Raw genomic sequence first — 15,513 nt, forward strand, 5'->3', positions numbered from 1 at the left:
TTCCGGGACAAATACCTAGTTTTTTTAGCGGGATTCCAGTGCAGAGGCCAGAGGACTGAGGACAGAGGACAGAGGACAGAACGTCGATGAGCCGAGTTTCCACGTACTAGAGAAAGATTCTTGTGTTATAGCGGATTTTTCCCCCGTTCTCTGTAGCATTCCTAACATCGAGCAGCTTCTGTCTTCAGTCCTCTGACCTCTGTCTTCTGAATGCGTCTGTCCTCAGTCCTCTGTCTTCTGCCTAGGATGAGACTCAGCAAGTGAATAGTTCAATCCGGGAATTCCTTCCTGCTCCCCGCCCAATCTGTACTCGATACGATTTAATTCTGGATAATTCTCGAATAGCGTGCGTTCTACGGCTAAGAATGAAGACGATAAGAGCGCTAATTTTCTGCGGGTAATTTCGTGGGATTTTTCTTCTTCGGTCATCTGACTCGCATACGTATAATCGATTCTGAACTTCATTTCCGAAAGAAGCTCCTCAAGAGTCGATTTCCGCATATCCAAAATCAATAAATCTCCCCTTTTCCAGATTGAAATCACCGAGTCCTGAAGATTCGGCAATTTTTTTAAGTTTCTAAAGTGGACCGCGTCGTTCGGTACCGACGGATCGAAGAAGCTCGCTTCCCCGACCTCGCCCACTAGAGTAATGACGTCATGCCGGAAATCTTTCCCGTCTAAGAGTACTTTCCTACGAATCGGAAAGATTTCGCCTTCGCCATCCGAACCGTAAACGACCAAGGATTTGCGAGGATCAAAATTGGGTAAATCGTATAGCGTGAATGGGACTAGCAATTTCAGGGGATTTTTCCCGGCGAGAATGAAACCGGTAAGGAAAAGCAGGAATAAAATCCAGGAATAAGTTAGAAATAATAACCGTCTCGTCTCGGGCGAATTTGCCGGCAAAGTGGATAGACTGAAAATCCAAGCATAGAACTTCTCCCATCTTGCGTGGATTTGTTCGAAAACATTTTTAATCTTTTGCCAGTTCATAGGCTCGTATTCCTTCCAGGACGCTTTTTGCAATCGCCACTTGCCCGGCCTGACTCGCCAGAAGTTCGGATTCTTTCCCGTTCGTCAAATAACCCATCTCTACGAGAATCGCAGGCATTAAGCTCCCGCGTAAAACCGAGAAATCGGCCTTTTTGACTCCTCGGGACAATATCTTAGGACCGAGCTTTTTTTTCATCTCCGATTCGACAGTATGCGCTAGAGAACGGCTTCGGCGTTGGACCAGGGAGGACACCATCCCTGCCTGTATTCTTTTGATTCCTAAGCTTCCCTTTTTTCCTACAATACGGTTTTCCAGAATCGAAGTCTCTCGGGCCGATTCGGTAGAAGGTGTTTGCGAAAGATAATATACTTCGAAACCGTTCACATCCTCGGATATCGATGCGTTACAATGTAAACTGACGAATACGACCGATCCGCCTTTTTGGATTTCTTTATTGGCAATTTCCGATCTTCGTTCTAGTTCGACGAAAGTATCGTCTCCTCTCGTTAAAACGACCCGCACTTCGGGATATACTTTATTTAGGAATTTCTTTAGTATTTTAGCGACTTGAAGCGAGACGGACTTTTCCTGGAAGCCTTTAGTAGAAGAAGTGCCAGGGTCCTTTCCGCCGTGACCGGCATCTATGATAATCGACGATAAACGGAGGAGCTCCGCTTTGGGGAGAATCTCGAAGACCAATTCGGTCTCATGAAATTCATACTTAACATCGTCGGGTAAGAGACGTACGAAAACGGCTTCCACCACTTCGGGAGGAAGTAGAAAATCCCGATCCTGATACAGTACTGGAAGGCTTGTTTTTTCCAAACTTCCGTTGATTGCGTAAAAGGACGAACCGATCCGAAAGCGAATTTCTCCGGAAGGATGAAAAATCGAACCGACGAGAATCGCCGGCTCGAATTTCGTTTGGAGGCTGGGAATCCGCTTACGAATTTCCTCCAAGTGCACATAGCGATTTTTTCCGATCGTGGCTATGCGAACTTGGGCGGAAAGCGGAGCAATTCCGAAGAAAAGGAGTAGAATCAGTCCCCGAAGAAGGATTTGATTTTTTTCCAAATGGATTCCTTCTGCTTGGATTGATTTCTTGAAGATTCGTTGATATCGAATAGATTCCGCTTCTTCTTATCGTAAATATCGTTTATAGGAGTTTGTGCCGGTGCGGAATTTTGCACGAACCCGTTTTCCTTTGGACGATTTTTATTTTTCTTTTTACGCTTAGGATTCTTGTCCCTAGATTCTACGACCGCACCCATAACGGTATCGGCCTTTTGCAGAAATTGTTCCGCTTCTTTGATAACGGCTTCCGGCCTTTTCTTATCGAAAGGCTTCGGTCCGCGGGAATCCCGATTGCGGTCCCGATTTTCTCTAGGACCGCGATCCTTATCCGCAGAATATCGATTGCCGTTCGAGGAGACCGGGCGTTCTTCTTTTTTGCGGAAACCGCCGTCGCGTCCTTGAGGGCGCTTACCATTTCCGTTTCTCTCGTGTCGTTGGTCTCTCCCTTTGGGCGCCTGATCGTATGCGTCTCCGGCAAGAAACGGTTCGAAAACGCCTTTAGGGAAATCCAATAATTCTTCGTCCACAGGCGTGACTTCTATCTTTTGCTTCAAATAACGTTCTATTTTCTCAAGCTCGTTATAATCGGTCTCCGAACAAAAGCTGATGGACTTGCCGAGTCTGCCCGCCCTAGCGGTACGCCCAATCCGATGAACATAGTTTTCGGTATCCTGCGGGAGATCGTAGTTAAACACGACTCCGATATTCTCGACGTCGATCCCGCGGCTCGCAACGTCGGTCGCCACCATGAATTTAAATCGACCAGACTTGAAATCCCTCATTAAGCGAAGTCTTTTTTTCTGATCCAAGTCGGAAGAGATTCCGGTTACCGGAATTCCGTATCTGCGGAGAGTCTGGACGATTCGAGGAATATTCGCTTTAAAATTAGTGAATATAATTCCTTGACCGTCGACTTCCGCGTCCAAAATCGCGTTCACCATATACGGAAGTTTTTCTTCCCTTCCTAGATGTACGAGTTTTTGATCGATTCTTTCGGTGATCAGCTTATCGGGATTAATCTGGATCTCCACCGGATCGTTCATAAAGCGATACGCTAATCTCATCACTTCGACCGATAAGGTGGCGGAAAACAAGAGGGTCTGTTTACGATTCCTGCACTTATGAAGCAACCAACGAATATCGTTGATGAAACCCATATCGAGCATTCGATCGGCTTCGTCTAGGACGAAAAACTCCACTTTGTCCAAGTCCGCGGTACCGCCTCTAGCTAAATCGATCAGACGCCCCGGTGTGGCGACGATGATTCCGTTTAGAGCCTGCAAATCGCGATTTTGCGATTTGTAATCGGTACCCCCGATGATCGGAACGACACGGTAGTCCGTGTACTTTAGGAGCTTCTCCGCTTCCTCGGATATCTGGATCACAAGCTCTCTTGTAGGAGCGAGTATAAGCGTGCTGACGCCTTTGATTCCCTTGGTCAGGATGTTGTGAATGATCGGAACAAGAAAAGCCACTGTCTTTCCTGTGCCGGTCTGAGCTAATCCGGTGATGTCCTTCCCCTCTATTCCATGGGGGATGGCCTTCTCCTGGATCGGTGTAAGCTCGACGAAGCCTGCTTTTTCGATGGATTTTTGCAGACTTGGTTCGAGGTTTAATTCTTCGAATTTCATATATTTTTAATCGCGATTAAGTGAAATGTGTCAGCATAGCATGCGAGATTCGCATAGCGGACAAACAGAGGATGAGTTAGATATTTTCCCTTCCAGCCCCGATCTCTATTAGGGTGGTAGGACATAGGTTTCTTATATACCGTGTGCCAACCGTACAATTTCAACATTTTTTTCAGGGAATTGGGGGAATAATCCCAAAAATGGTCGCTCGGGTGATTCCGAAACCAATCAGCCGGATTCGTCCGATAAGACGGTCCGAATAGGGAAGGAAGTCCTAAAAACAGGACTCCACCGGGTTTTACCAAATTTCCAATCCGGCCAAAAACCGTCTCAGCATCCCGAAAATGCTCGATCACGAAAAAGGCGCAGACTACGTCGAATTTCTCGTTCGGTAGGAACTCATCTTCCAAAAAGGAGCCCGATTTTACATCCAATCCCAACTGATTCTTTGCATAATCCGCTTCCGTGCGGGAAAGCTCTATACCTTTGACTCGGTATCCTACCTTTCGCGCCTCGTCTAAAAAAAAACCGGCCGCGCAACCGATCTCAAAAAGTGATTTTTGATTCGGATCTTGAAACGTCCGTAGAGCGGACAATCTTCGCCTTGCCAGATTCCGCACTTGGGGCTCATCTTCGTGATACGTTCTATTATACTGATTTTTGTACTCTTCCTGAAAGTATGAATCTTCATACTCTCGTTCCTTAGCGAGTTTATAAAAATGCAATCCCGTCCGACGACAAACCAAGTATGCGTCGGGATATTTCGGGTGGGGTTCCAGGTCTAAGATAGAATCCATTCCTCTCTATTTGTCCTTAGGATCTCTCGACAAGTTCTACGGTAAAGGAAAATCCTCTTGTTTTCAGTCCGAGCTCTCCGAATCTTATCCTTCTAAACCGCTTGAAAAAGCCGAAAGATCCTATGATACTAGGGTCCCTGGGGGAAATGTTTCAATGAGTGTTCTCGAAAGGATCCGATCCTTAGGTCATGAATTACCGCCTGAGCCGAAAGCGATAGCCGCTTATATTCCTGCGACCCTTGCCGGGCAATTCGTATTCACTTCCGGACAACTGCCGATGCGGGACGGAAGCCTGGTCTCCACCGGTACGCTCGGCTTTGATCTGTTAGTCAGCGACGTAAAACAAGCCACTGAACAGGCTACATTAAACGGCTTGGCGGCCATATCTGCGGTAATCGGTAGTTTGGACAAAATCAAGTCGATTGTGAAAGTCGGAGTTTTTGTCGCCTCCGCTTCTGATTTCACCGAGCAGCATCTTGTGGCAAATTATGCCTCGAATCTTCTTTTGGAAATCTTCGGGGAGGCGGGTCGCCATGCTCGCTTTGCGGTCGGTTGCATTTCCTTACCGTTAGGTGCTCCTGTAGAAGTGGAATTGACCGTCCTTGTGGATTAAAGACCGGATGTTCATATCCTTATTCAAAGATCTCAAGCTAGCCATACCCGTTCTTCCGATCGTTCTCCAAGGATGGCAGCGCTTCCTCCTAGGTCTATACGGACAATTTAAGGAATTCTTCTCGGAAAAAACCGGAAAAGAAAAAACGATTTTTCTACTGGCATTCGCTCAGTTCGTCCTGAGCCTTTCCAGCTGGGTCAGTTATACGATTAATTTAGGCGCCGAAGAATGGGAGAATATCCGAGTAGCGACGAATATCTTTTTCATTCTCCCTTCGTTTTTCGTCTTTTTCTTCGGCGGATTTTGGAGAAGTGATTGGCTATATAAATTCCTATTTATACTTCAAATCTTCGTCGGGGTGCTGTTGGGCTTGGGAATTTTAATGCCTGACGTTTTTTTCGTAAGCTTTATCAACGATGCGGATTACGATTATAACTGGAAGTTCTACTCGTTTTCCGGCATTTGGATTCTAACAACGCTTATCGTAACCACCTCCGTGAGTTCGAAAGAATGATTTTCCCCGGACAAAACCCGAGAAAGGTTTTAAGAAAAGATCAATAATCGAATATACCTAAATCCATTTTAGCTTCTTCGGAGGCCATGGTTCTCGGATCCCATTTCGGGGTCCATACGACTTCCACCTCGGCCTCGCTAACCCCTTCGACGCGAAGTGCGTTATCCTGTATTTCCCTTTTCATTTGCGGTCCCGCAGGACAGGCCATAGAAGTGTAAGTCATCTCGATTTTCGCCTTACCTTCCTCCACTTGGATTCGATAAATCAAACCGAGTTCCGCAACGGAGATGCCGATCTCCGGATCTTCCACCCTGCTGATTTCTTCGTATATCTTCTTTTCGATATCTGTTTTAGGTTCTTCTAATAAAGGCATTTTAATTCCCTGTTCGTCTTGCTGGATTATACGGCTTTCGGGGCCTTTTCCAACGCTTTTTCGAGAGTATTCCAAGCAAGGACGGCGCATTTGATTCTGGCGGGTAATTTTTTGACGGCTTCCAGAGACTCAAGGTCTTCGAACTCTTCGGGAAAATTCGGTTCCTTATCTTCCAACAGCATCCCCTTAAAGTCGTCCAATAACTTCCTAGCTTGGGATAAAGTCTTTCCGTATAGACAATCCGTCAGCATCGAGGAAGAAGCCTGCGATATCGAGCAACCCTTCCCTTGAAACCGGATATCCGCAATTCTATCGCCGTCTAATTTTAAAAAAAGCTCCACTTCGTCCCCGCAAAGAGGATTTACACCTTCTTGATGGAGGTCCGCATTCGGGAGCACCCCGTAGTGACGGGGATTCTGATAATGATCTAAGAGAACTTCCTTGTAAAGTTCATCGCTTAAGGACACGGCCGAAAATCTCCTTCACCTTCTTTAGACCGTCGAGAAGACTATCTACGTCTTCTTTTGTGTTGTAAAGATAGAGAGAGGCGCGACAAGTTCCGGAAATTCTCATAAAGTCCATAAACGGTTGAGCGCAATGATGTCCCACACGGATGGCGATTCCCTCTTCATCCAAAATGGAACCCACGTCATGCGGATGCACTCCCGGAAAATTGAAGGAAATCACCCCGCCTCGCTTCGTTAAGTCCCGAGGACCGTACAATTCCAAACCGCCAAAATCCTCCATTCTTTCCAGGGCGTATGCTAGAAGCTCCAGCTCATGGTTTCGAATCTCGTTCATTCCTACGGATTCCAAATACTCGATCGCAGCTCCGAACCCGATAACTCCGGCGATATTCGGCGTACCGGCTTCCAAGCGAGCCGGAAGATCCGCATAGGTGGATTTGTCCTTCCAAACCTTGGCAATCATATCGCCGCCTCCCATCCAGGGGGGCATCGCTTCCAAAATTTCTTCCTTGGCGTAAAGGACGCCCACTCCGGTCGGCCCCAACATTTTATGGGCGGAGAATGCGTAAAAATCGAAATCCTGTTTTTGAACCCGCTCGGGAAGGTGACAGACTCCTTGCGCTCCGTCCACCAAAACCTTTGCTCCTACTTCTCTGGCTCTCTTTACGATAGTGTCCAAATCGTGAAGAGTCCCGGTGACGTTGGACATTTGAGCCACTGCAACGAGCTTAGTCCGCTCCGTAATGATTTGATCAAGATTACTTAAATCTAATGTAGCATCGTAATTGAGGGGAATGAATTTTAGTACGGCTTGCTTTTCCTGTGCCAGCATCTGCCAGGGAACGAGATTGGAATGATGTTCGAGTTCGGTTAATACGATTTCGTCTCCCTCGTGGATGTTTGTTCGTCCCCAAGACTGGGCGACCAGATTGATGGACTCCGTGGTATTTCTAGTAAATATGATTACCTTGGCACAAGGTGCGCCGATAAATCGGGCGACTTTTATCCTAGCGAACTCGTATTTCTCGGTCGCCTTTTGGGAAAGAGCATACACCCCGCGGTGAATATTCGCGTTTTCCGTTTCATAGTATTTCCGCTCGGCGTTGATAACCGAATACGGTTTCTGGGAACTCGCCGCACTATCTAAAAATACCAACGGTTTTCCGTTCATCTCCGTCGAAAGAATCGGAAAATCAGCGCGAATTTTTTGAACATCGAAACTCAAATTGCCAGTTCTCCTCTTATTTCGGATTCCATAGGTCAATCCTCCAATTCCACTTCCACTTCGTCATCTACGATTCTCGTTCGAAATATCGGAAGATTCTCCACTGCCGGCATGCAAAGCGCCCGACCGTCCCGCACATTAAACTTTGCGAAATGCCTGGGGCAGGTGATTACGTCGCCTTTAAGCTCGCCGTGGGAAATGGCTTCCCCGTCGTGAGTACAGACGTCCTCGAACGCGCAGATCTCGCCGCCTATAATTGTTAGACCGATCCTGCTATATTTCGTCGCAACGACTCTGATCTCCCCTTCCTTCAATTCGGAAACTTTAACCAGCTTTCGATACGTCCCCATTAGGAATCCCCCAACATGCGCGAATGAATTACCTCCGTCAATTCCTCTCGGATCGACTCGGACGGAAACTCCCGGATCACTTCGGCAAGAAATCCTTCCACGATCATTTTACGCGCTTCCTCTTTAGAAATTCCCCGGGACGCCAGATAAAACAATTGTTCGTCGTCTATCTCTCCGACCGTTGCGCCGTGCTCGCATTTTACGCTATCGGCAAATACTTCCAGCTTTGGAATGGATTCCGCCCTGGCAGACCGATCCAAGAGAAGATTATTATTGATCTGAACGGCGCCTACATCCTTGCAATTTGCGGGAATTCTCAGGTTTCCCGTAAAAACATTATGAGCCTTATCTTTGATTGCCGTTCTATAAAGAATGGAACTATGTGCATGACTCTCTTCGTGCAAAATTCGAATCTCGGTATCCTGGAATTCCCGGTACCGCAACGGAGCCAAGCCGACGTATCTGGTCCATGCGCCCTTGCCGGCGACCTCGCCATCATAGAATGCCTTTCCCCTATATCCGCCCCAGGTCGCAATCGACGCATGAAATTTAGAGTCCTTTCCTTGGTAGGAATGAGTCGTTCGAAAGCGAAACGTAGAATCGCCTAAATTTTCTAGGCTGGAATACCTAAAGTCCGCTCCCGCTCCGGTCGTAAGCACGCTAATGCCGTTCATGAATAGAAAGCTTTGACTCGATTCGGATTCCCAACGTTCGAGAAATCCCGATGTTACTCCGGGCGGTACGTCGATTATCAGTAACGGTAAAATGAAATTCCCGTTTCGACACCCGACGGAAACTTCCGGAATCCGGCCCTCTAACGGAAGGTTCTTTAATTTTATATAATATGCATGAGTGAATCGGGAAGCCGCAAATAAGGAAACCCACTCGTTTTTGTAAAAGGATAAAAAGGATTCCAACGATCGAAGGACGATTTTTAGATTTTCGGGTTCCAGCTCGGATAGTTGCGTAGCTTCCGCGTACCCGTTCAGCGTAAATTCCAGAGAGGTCTGCGGACAGGGATCGGTAAAATCATCCAACTTGAAAGTGGAGAGATTCAATTTTCTCCAGGACTCCAGATGCGGACCCGGAAACGGAGCTTTTTCTAAAAACGAATTCGCCTTTGATCGGAATTCTTTTAGAGCGTCCGGCTCCCGTAGCGAGGAGAAATATTCCGAAAAGGATTCTTTTAGACGCATTCTTTCAATTCGTTCCTGAGAGAATCCAATCATATCCTTTCTCTTCCAGCTCGAGAGCAAGTTCTTTCCCTCCGGTTTTTAAGATTCTTCCCTGAGCAAACACATGCACGAAGTCCGGAGTGACGTAATTAAGCATTCTTTGGTAATGAGTTATTAGAAGGATGGATCGATCGGCGGATTTACTCCGATTGATCCCTTCGCTGATAATCCGCAGGGCGTCTATATCCAATCCCGAATCGGTCTCGTCCAAGACGGCAAGCTTCGGCTTTAAGAGGGCCATCTGGAGAATTTCATTCCTCTTTTTTTCGCCGCCGGAAAACCCGTCGTTAACGTAGCGAGCTACCCAAGAATCTGGAACATCGAGGGAGGCCATCGCGTCCTTCAATTCTTTACGGAATTCTTTTACCGGTAGATCTTTTCCTCTGACCGATTTCAGTATCGTCCTAAGAAAATTTCCGATCGTAACTCCCGGAATACTGGTCGGATATTGAAAGCAAAGAAAAATACCGGCACGAGCTCTTTCGTCCGTGGAACTTTCCAGAATCGAAGCGCCCTTAAAAAGGATATCCCCGGATAAAATCTTATATTTCGGGTGACCCATAATAACGTTGGATAAGGTGCTTTTACCGGAGCCGTTCGGACCCATAATGGCATGGACTTCGCCGTCGTTGATTACTAGGTCGACTCCTTTTAGGATTTCCTGGGTTTCTCCGGATTCGGTCTCGATTCCCGCCCGCAGACCGACAATACGTAGGTTTTCCGCCACTTAAGACTCCTGCTTGGGACTATGTTTTTATTCTATAGGCGGAGATCAATAGGAAAGAAGGACCGAGAACGGCCTGCGACCTAGAAACGGCGGGTTTTAGAATAGCTCCCAATTCAATCGTAAAACCAAAACGTAGTTCGATCCTAGAGTAAGGGTAAATAAGACATATTGTCGTTTGGTATCTATATCGTGAATGGGCTCCGTAAATCCCCATAATCGATTGGAATGAAACGATTCCGCCTTATGATGAATGAAGAAAGGCTTCCACGCGTAATTATTTCCTATCTCGGTCAAAAGCTTGATCCAAGGCACCTCGAACGAATCCCGTTGAAACGTAGGCGTAACTTGATAACCTTGCAAGTCGCAAACAAGCACGGAACTAACTTCCTTGGGAAGGGCGGATAAATGTTCTTCCAGTCCTTTCGTTAGGCCGTCTAGACTTCCGTTTTCCACGTCCTTAAAGATTTCTAAAAATTCGTCGGAAAATAATTTTTGCTTCTTCAGGTTCTCGACAATCTCCAAGAATCGTAGCCCCGAAAACTTCTCCAGGGAGTTCTTTAGAGTTTTATTAAATCTCTTCTTATCTTGGAAATCCAGCGCGGGTTTGGAAAAATAGAACCCCTGCAATAAATTCGCCCCCATGGAAAGAGCCAAATACAACTCTTCCTCCGTCTCCACTCCCTCGAATAAAAGCTGGGATCCTAGTCGCTGGGACATCTCGGAAATGGCAGCCAACACATTCTTGAAAGATCGCCGATTCAGACTCTCTCTCATGATCTTAATATCCACTTTCATGATATCCGGATGGATATAACCGATGCGTTCCAGATTGGAAAAACCGACACCTAGGTCGTCGACGGCGATCTTAATGCCTCTTTCCCGGAAAACGCTTACGATGTACAAAAGCTTTTCGATATTTCCTTCAAATTTGTCCTCCGTAATTTCAAGAACCATATCCGTCGGATTAATATCATATTTGTCGATCAAATGTAAAATATGAAGTCGTTTGATATCCAACACTTCTCCGCTATATACCATAGAAAGAAAGTTGGGCATCATGTTTAAGAACATCTTCGTTTTAAGACCCGTGTCTTTTAGATGTTTTATCGCCTTTTCTCTAATGATCCGATCGATATGAACCAATCTAACGGCATCCGTATCAGGATTGTGAAAATGATATCCGAGCGAATGATATTCCTTAGTCTCGGGGGAAAGCACTCTACCCAGAACTTCGTAGCCTACGATATTGCGGTTCCCGACATCCAGGATGGGCTGGTAGTGAGGCGAATAATAACCTTCCCCTAATGAGAGAATTTGATGGGACTCGTATTCTGCAAGCATGGGGAATTCCAGCGCTAGTAGAAACCGATAGAAGCGAGTCTACAAGCATATTTCCTTTCCGGAGGAGTCGAGAAAAGGGCGAAAGGAAGGAAAATTTCCCCGGTTTTTTCGTTGTATGGATTTGCGAGAGTAGAATCGTTTCTTTTCAGTGCGTCTAAAAATCCGGTGATGAACTAATCCATTCGGCGTAGAATGTCGCGTTTGTTTATCAAAAGCTAGACTAACAAGGAAAAGTCGATAAAACTTTTATGAAAGAACCTGTCGGATCTCTTCTTCATCCTTCCACCCTCGAGCCGCTATTCGGGACGTTTTCAGGTTCCATAATGATCGATAACTCTAGGGAATATAAAGCGGGACTCTTTTCCAGCCTGAGATCCGTCGATTCGGTTTTGGTCGATATTTTGAGCGAAACCGTCTTCTTGGAGCTTCGCATTTATAAAACCGTTTTTCGTTCGGGCGCCAGCCTATTCCTCTGGAATCGAAAGAACGGCTCCGTGCGAGAAATCCAAATTCAAGGTACGGGGAGCAACTCGTTCTTAAAGCAAGGAACGTTTAGAGACGGCTACTGGAGTTTTACCAAAGATAATTACCGATTTAACTTTCGGTTAGACGATACGATCCACCAAGGTTATACGCATTCCGCAGTCTGGGAAAGGGATTTGAATTTTCAGTTAGATGCCCTGGTTCAAACGGGAAGCAAATCCAAATCCTTACCGTTTTCAAGCATAGAGCCTTCCGGTAAGGATTGGTTTTTTACGACTCATTCCTCCGACCTCCCAGTTCAAGGTCAATTAGCCTGGAACGACTTATCGGTATCCATGGACGACCAAACTCTCGCTTACTCGGTATCGAAAGGGTATTCGGGATTCGCATTCCCTTTGGAAAGTCGGATCTACGCCGGAACCGGCGGAAAAAAAAGAATTCACTTTCATATTTCTCAGGACGGCAATGCCTTTCTCTGGCGGGACGGAATCCTGGAGTCCCTCGGACAAATTCATTCGGCAGCCATGGGTAAGAAGAAAATTCTCACCGATTCCGATTCGTCGTTTAAGATCGAACTAGAGCCTGCAGTAGAAGCAAGTTTCGAGCGACCGACGACCTGGGGAAACGGTAAATTTCGTAAAACGGTATTCACTGCCGACGGTTGGATAAAAACGAAGAACAAAAAAGAAAGCTTAAAAGACGGCATCGGAATTTGGGAAGAAATCGTATCGAAATCCTCCGATTGATCGAATCATTCCTCCGGTCCGACCCCGCAAACCTGAGCGACGATCTATGAATTCAAAATTAAATCCAGAACGACTTTACCGTCCATTTCTCCGGTTACCTCGTTCATGGCCCGTTCCGGGTGAGGCATCATGCCTGCGATCTTAAAGTCGGGCGAGCAAATTCCCGCGATATCGTCTAAACTGCCGTTCGGATTTTCACCCGCGTATAGAAAAAGAATCCGGCCTTCTTCCTTCAATTGTTTGCGTACTTCTTCCGAGGCAAAATAACAACCGTCCCCGTGGGCGATCGGAACTCTCAGTACCTGAGTTTCCGGAAGTTTACCGGTGATCTTATTCGCTTCGGAAGCCTTTTTGAGTCCGACGGTCTTGCAAACGTATTTTAGATTTCGATTGCGGATCAAAGCGCCAGGCAAATAATCCGCTTCCGCTAGAATTTGAAACCCATTACAAATTCCGAATAGTTTTCCTCCACGCGAGACATGCGCCTTCACGGATTGCATAACCGGAGAAAAAGGAGCCATCGCACCGGAGCGAAGATAATCGCCGTAGGAAAATCCGCCGGGGAGAATTACGATTTCGTATTTCTCCGAAAACTGATCCTTGTGCCAGATTTTATCCACCTGAGCCGAATAAAAAGTTTGAAGTACCGTAACGATATCGTTATCGCAATTCGAACCGGGGAACGTTATGACCGCAGCCTTCATGCAGGAATAATCTCGGAGCGATAGGTTTCGATGACGTGATTGACTAGTAATTTCTCGCAAAGTCTCTCGACCGTTTTCTTGGCCGATTCGATGTCGGGAGAATCGAGTTTAACCTCGATGTATTTTCCGACGCGAACGTCCTGCACCGAATTTTCTCCCAGTTCCGTAAGAGTCGTTTTTACCGTACTACCTTGCGGGTCCAGAACGGATTCTTTTAAAGTTACGTTAATTCTTGCGATAAACATTGCAGTAACCGGTCCTGTAATTCCTTATAAGCTGAGGCAAGTTCCAAAATCAAACTTCCCGGTAAATCCGGCGGAGGCGGCTGTTTGTTCCAACCGGACTTTTCCAAATAATTTCGGAGGATCTGCTTGTCCATACTGGGAGGCGTAGTCCCTTTCTTATAGGTTTCGACCGACCAATACCTTGACGAATCCGGAGTCAGAATCTCGTCGATTAGGATGACTTTCCCGTCCAGAATCCCGAATTCAAATTTAGTGTCGCAGAGCAGAATCCCAGCCTTACCTACCAGTTCGGCCGCACGGCTGTAGATGGAAATCGATTTTTCCTTAAGAATGTCGAAGAGCTCCGTTCCGATCTCGTCCTCCATTCTTTTTTCGGAAATATTTTCGTCATGCCCGCTATCGTTTTTAATCGCAGGCGTGAAAGCCGGCTCGGAAAGTTTATCCGACTCCGATAAACCGGAAGGTAGTTTCTTGAAGGCAAGAGTTCCCTCCTGCTTATATTCCTTCCAGCCCGAGCCGGAAAGATACCCCCGAACGACGCATTCGAAATCGATTCGCTTGCATTTCTTCACGAGCACCGAGCGACCGTCCAATTCCTCCGGGAAATCCCGAAACGGAGCCGGGAATCTAGAAACGTCCGTCGTTATGATATGATTCGGAACATCCTTAAAAAAACGGAACCATTCCGCAGAAATTCTATTTAAAACTTTTCCTTTGTCCGGGACCGTCTGCCGAAATACCATATCGAAGGCGGAGACTCTATCGGTGGAAAGTAAGATGAGTTCGTTTCCCAGATCGAATACGTCCCTCACCTTGCCCGTATAGTTGGGCTTTGGAAGTCTCGTCATCCTTGCAACACCACCAGCGCAATGTCGTCATCATGAGTGAAATTATTGGAATGAGCAAGAATCTTATCCAGACAAAAAGTTAGAATATCTTGACCGGAATCCACCGCTTCTTGAAAAATCTTTCTCAGATTCTCCTCCCCTAGAATATTATAATCTTTGTCCGTAATTTCGGTGGCGCCATCCGTATATAATAACAGCGAAAAACCGGGTTCGAAGGTGATCTTTCTAAATTCGTCGTGAGTGCCAAGATCGATCGGAATGATCAGCGGCCCCATACCGGGCAATTCTTCCACTTGACCATTCTTATAAAGTAATGGAGGAGGATGTCCTCCATTCGCGTATTCGAATACCCGATCCTCATTTAGAATTCCGTAAAAGAATGTGACGGAAAAATCTTCGGGTAGAATCTTTTCCAACTGCGCCCTTAAATTCGCGACCTTATCCTCGAGGCCGGATATTTTTCCCAAATTGGAGACCTGCATCTTTACCATCGCGGATAATAATGCCGCGGAAGGTCCGTGTCCGGAACAATCGGCGATGAACAAGTGAAGTTTTTCGTCTTCGACCCATGCATCTATAAAATCTCCGCCGATTTGCATCAAAGGATGAAAGATGGAATTAACTCGAATACCGTTCCATACCAAGGACTTTTCAGGAACGAGTTCCTGTTGAACCCGCCGAGCCATTACGAGTTCTTTTTCGTATTTCTTCTTTTGCTGCATCAGCTCGTCTTGAAGATTCTTGATTCGAATGAATGCCCGAATTTTCGCCACGAGTTCCTTGGGCTGAAACGGTTTGTGGAGAAAATCGTCTCCACCATGAGCGATCGCCTCGTCAAAACCCAACTCGCGATTATAAGCGGTGATAAACAGGATCGGCAAAAGTTTAAACCGATCGATTTCCCGTAGTTCTTTGCAAAAGGAGAATCCGTCCTGCCCGGGCATGCTTACGTCGAGAAGCAAAATGTCCACATGGTTCGTGGCTAAAATCGCCCGAGCCTCCTCGGTATTAATTGCGGTGAAGACCTGAAATCCGAGAGGCCTCAGTGTATGAACGAGTAGTTTCAAATTAATGTCCGAGTCATCGACCGCAAGAACGGCGTACTCGGAATATTTCAGCATGCTTTCTGTATTTGTTGCCGTTGAC

Annotated in this window: 18 protein-coding genes; 3 read left to right on the plus strand and 15 right to left on the minus strand. The window is 46.5% G+C overall.

What is annotated here, in order from left to right; genetic code table 11:
• Window positions 1-222: 222 nt before the first annotated feature.
• Genes LEP1GSC047_RS03985 through LEP1GSC047_RS04000 form a run of 4 tightly spaced genes read right to left on the minus strand, consistent with a single transcriptional unit; the run spans window position 223 to window position 4,496 of the window.
• Window positions 223-993, minus strand: coding sequence for an LIC_10740 family protein (locus LEP1GSC047_RS03985; RefSeq protein WP_010414407.1), 771 nt, complete (start codon window positions 991-993; stop codon window positions 223-225).
• Window positions 974-2,068, minus strand: coding sequence for an N-acetylmuramoyl-L-alanine amidase family protein (locus LEP1GSC047_RS03990; RefSeq protein WP_010414409.1), 1,095 nt, complete (start codon window positions 2,066-2,068; stop codon window positions 974-976). Before LEP1GSC047_RS03990 ends, LEP1GSC047_RS03985 begins: the two co-directional genes overlap by 20 nt.
• A complete protein-coding gene (locus LEP1GSC047_RS03995) occupies window positions 2,035-3,699 on the minus strand; it encodes a DEAD/DEAH box helicase (protein ID WP_010414412.1) in 1,665 nt (554 codons plus the stop codon). The genes LEP1GSC047_RS03990 and LEP1GSC047_RS03995 overlap by 34 nt, the downstream gene beginning before the upstream one ends.
• Window positions 3,696-4,496: a class I SAM-dependent methyltransferase gene (locus LEP1GSC047_RS04000; protein ID WP_020988495.1), complete on the minus strand. Its 801-nt coding sequence runs from the start codon at window positions 4,494-4,496 to the stop codon at window positions 3,696-3,698. Before LEP1GSC047_RS04000 ends, LEP1GSC047_RS03995 begins: the two co-directional genes overlap by 4 nt.
• Before the next feature lie 154 nt (window positions 4,497-4,650).
• On the opposite strand from LEP1GSC047_RS04000, the gene LEP1GSC047_RS04005 reads away from it, so the two are divergent.
• Window positions 4,651-5,109 (plus strand): RidA family protein, encoded by a 459-nt coding sequence (locus LEP1GSC047_RS04005; RefSeq protein WP_039934273.1) that lies wholly within the window; start codon window positions 4,651-4,653, stop codon window positions 5,107-5,109.
• 7 nt (window positions 5,110-5,116) lie between these two features.
• The gene (locus LEP1GSC047_RS04010; protein ID WP_020988416.1) at window positions 5,117-5,623 is read left to right on the plus strand and encodes a hypothetical protein; all 507 of its coding nucleotides are present in this window, start codon (window positions 5,117-5,119) and stop codon (window positions 5,621-5,623) included.
• Window positions 5,624-5,663: 40 nt separating this feature from the next.
• Here LEP1GSC047_RS04010 and LEP1GSC047_RS04015 read toward each other — a convergent pair whose 3' ends face one another.
• From LEP1GSC047_RS04015 to LEP1GSC047_RS04045, 7 genes are all read right to left on the minus strand, one after another.
• Entirely contained in the window at window positions 5,664-5,996 is a 333-nt protein-coding gene (locus LEP1GSC047_RS04015) for a metal-sulfur cluster assembly factor (RefSeq protein WP_010414420.1), read from the minus strand.
• A 26-nt stretch (window positions 5,997-6,022) separates the two neighbouring features.
• The gene (gene sufU, locus LEP1GSC047_RS04020) at window positions 6,023-6,463 is read right to left on the minus strand and encodes a Fe-S cluster assembly sulfur transfer protein SufU (protein ID WP_010414424.1); all 441 of its coding nucleotides are present in this window, start codon (window positions 6,461-6,463) and stop codon (window positions 6,023-6,025) included.
• Window positions 6,447-7,634, minus strand: coding sequence for a cysteine desulfurase (locus LEP1GSC047_RS04025; RefSeq protein WP_373364538.1), 1,188 nt, complete (start codon window positions 7,632-7,634; stop codon window positions 6,447-6,449). The genes sufU and LEP1GSC047_RS04025 overlap by 17 nt, the downstream gene beginning before the upstream one ends.
• A gap of 89 nt (window positions 7,635-7,723) precedes the next feature.
• Window positions 7,724-8,038 carry a Rieske 2Fe-2S domain-containing protein gene (locus LEP1GSC047_RS04030; protein ID WP_010414429.1) on the minus strand — a complete coding sequence of 105 codons (315 nt, stop codon included), beginning with the start codon at window positions 8,036-8,038 and terminating at the stop codon, window positions 7,724-7,726.
• Window positions 8,038-9,234: a Fe-S cluster assembly protein SufD gene (gene sufD, locus LEP1GSC047_RS04035; RefSeq protein WP_020988535.1), complete on the minus strand. Its 1,197-nt coding sequence runs from the start codon at window positions 9,232-9,234 to the stop codon at window positions 8,038-8,040. Before sufD ends, LEP1GSC047_RS04030 begins: the two co-directional genes overlap by 1 nt.
• A 4-nt stretch (window positions 9,235-9,238) precedes the next feature.
• Window positions 9,239-10,000 carry a Fe-S cluster assembly ATPase SufC gene (gene sufC, locus LEP1GSC047_RS04040; RefSeq protein WP_010414436.1) on the minus strand — a complete coding sequence of 254 codons (762 nt, stop codon included), beginning with the start codon at window positions 9,998-10,000 and terminating at the stop codon, window positions 9,239-9,241.
• Window positions 10,001-10,096: 96 nt separating this feature from the next.
• Entirely contained in the window at window positions 10,097-11,341 is a 1,245-nt protein-coding gene (locus LEP1GSC047_RS04045) for an EAL domain-containing protein (RefSeq protein WP_010414439.1), read from the minus strand.
• 248 nt (window positions 11,342-11,589) lie between these two features.
• Here LEP1GSC047_RS04045 and LEP1GSC047_RS04050 point away from each other — a divergent pair, with 248 nt between their 5' ends.
• Complete coding sequence (locus LEP1GSC047_RS04050) at window positions 11,590-12,570, plus strand: DUF2804 family protein (protein WP_010414442.1); 981 nt, start codon at window positions 11,590-11,592, stop codon at window positions 12,568-12,570.
• A gap of 44 nt (window positions 12,571-12,614) precedes the next feature.
• Here LEP1GSC047_RS04050 and purQ read toward each other — a convergent pair whose 3' ends face one another.
• Genes purQ through LEP1GSC047_RS04070 form a run of 4 tightly spaced genes read right to left on the minus strand, consistent with a single transcriptional unit; the run spans window position 12,615 to window position 15,488 of the window.
• Entirely contained in the window at window positions 12,615-13,274 is a 660-nt protein-coding gene (purQ, locus tag LEP1GSC047_RS04055) for a phosphoribosylformylglycinamidine synthase subunit PurQ (protein ID WP_010414445.1), read from the minus strand.
• Window positions 13,271-13,519: a phosphoribosylformylglycinamidine synthase subunit PurS gene (gene purS / locus LEP1GSC047_RS04060; RefSeq protein WP_010414448.1), complete on the minus strand. Its 249-nt coding sequence runs from the start codon at window positions 13,517-13,519 to the stop codon at window positions 13,271-13,273. The genes purQ and purS overlap by 4 nt, the downstream gene beginning before the upstream one ends.
• Window positions 13,495-14,367, minus strand: a complete 873-nt coding sequence (locus tag LEP1GSC047_RS04065; RefSeq protein ID WP_010414451.1) for a phosphoribosylaminoimidazolesuccinocarboxamide synthase — start codon at window positions 14,365-14,367, stop codon at window positions 13,495-13,497. Before LEP1GSC047_RS04065 ends, purS begins: the two co-directional genes overlap by 25 nt.
• Window positions 14,364-15,488, minus strand: coding sequence for a PP2C family protein-serine/threonine phosphatase (locus tag LEP1GSC047_RS04070; protein ID WP_010414454.1), 1,125 nt, complete (start codon window positions 15,486-15,488; stop codon window positions 14,364-14,366). Before LEP1GSC047_RS04070 ends, LEP1GSC047_RS04065 begins: the two co-directional genes overlap by 4 nt.
• Between the last annotated feature and the right edge of the window lie 25 nt (window positions 15,489-15,513).

It is taken from the genome of Leptospira inadai serovar Lyme str. 10, from assembly GCF_000243675.2.
GTDB classification, from domain to species: Bacteria; Spirochaetota; Leptospiria; order Leptospirales; family Leptospiraceae; genus Leptospira_B; species Leptospira_B inadai.

Bases quoted from the DNA above. Each gene is read 5' to 3' on its own strand.
- LEP1GSC047_RS03985 (WP_010414407.1), bottom strand. From the start codon at position 993: ATGAACTGGCAAAAGATTAAAAATGTTTTCGAACAAATCCACGCAAGA.
- LEP1GSC047_RS03995 (WP_010414412.1), bottom strand. From the start codon at position 3,699: ATGAAATTCGAAGAATTAAACCTCGAACCAAGTCTGCAAAAATCCATC.
- LEP1GSC047_RS04000 (WP_020988495.1), bottom strand. From the start codon at position 4,496: ATGGATTCTATCTTAGACCTGGAACCCCACCCGAAATATCCCGACGCA.
- LEP1GSC047_RS04005 (WP_039934273.1), top strand. From the start codon at position 4,651: ATGAGTGTTCTCGAAAGGATCCGATCCTTAGGTCATGAATTACCGCCT.
- LEP1GSC047_RS04010 (WP_020988416.1), top strand. From the start codon at position 5,117: ATGTTCATATCCTTATTCAAAGATCTCAAGCTAGCCATACCCGTTCTT.
- LEP1GSC047_RS04015 (WP_010414420.1), bottom strand. From the start codon at position 5,996: ATGCCTTTATTAGAAGAACCTAAAACAGATATCGAAAAGAAGATATAC.
- LEP1GSC047_RS04025 (WP_373364538.1), bottom strand. From the start codon at position 7,634: ATGAACGGAAAACCGTTGGTATTTTTAGATAGTGCGGCGAGTTCCCAG.
- LEP1GSC047_RS04030 (WP_010414429.1), bottom strand. From the start codon at position 8,038: ATGGGGACGTATCGAAAGCTGGTTAAAGTTTCCGAATTGAAGGAAGGG.
- sufD (WP_020988535.1), bottom strand. From the start codon at position 9,234: ATGCGTCTAAAAGAATCCTTTTCGGAATATTTCTCCTCGCTACGGGAG.
- LEP1GSC047_RS04045 (WP_010414439.1), bottom strand. From the start codon at position 11,341: ATGCTTGCAGAATACGAGTCCCATCAAATTCTCTCATTAGGGGAAGGT.
- LEP1GSC047_RS04050 (WP_010414442.1), top strand. From the start codon at position 11,590: ATGAAAGAACCTGTCGGATCTCTTCTTCATCCTTCCACCCTCGAGCCG.
- purQ (WP_010414445.1), bottom strand. From the start codon at position 13,274: ATGAAGGCTGCGGTCATAACGTTCCCCGGTTCGAATTGCGATAACGAT.
- purS (WP_010414448.1), bottom strand. From the start codon at position 13,519: ATGTTTATCGCAAGAATTAACGTAACTTTAAAAGAATCCGTTCTGGAC.
- LEP1GSC047_RS04065 (WP_010414451.1), bottom strand. From the start codon at position 14,367: ATGACGAGACTTCCAAAGCCCAACTATACGGGCAAGGTGAGGGACGTA.
- LEP1GSC047_RS04070 (WP_010414454.1), bottom strand. From the start codon at position 15,488: ATGCTGAAATATTCCGAGTACGCCGTTCTTGCGGTCGATGACTCGGAC.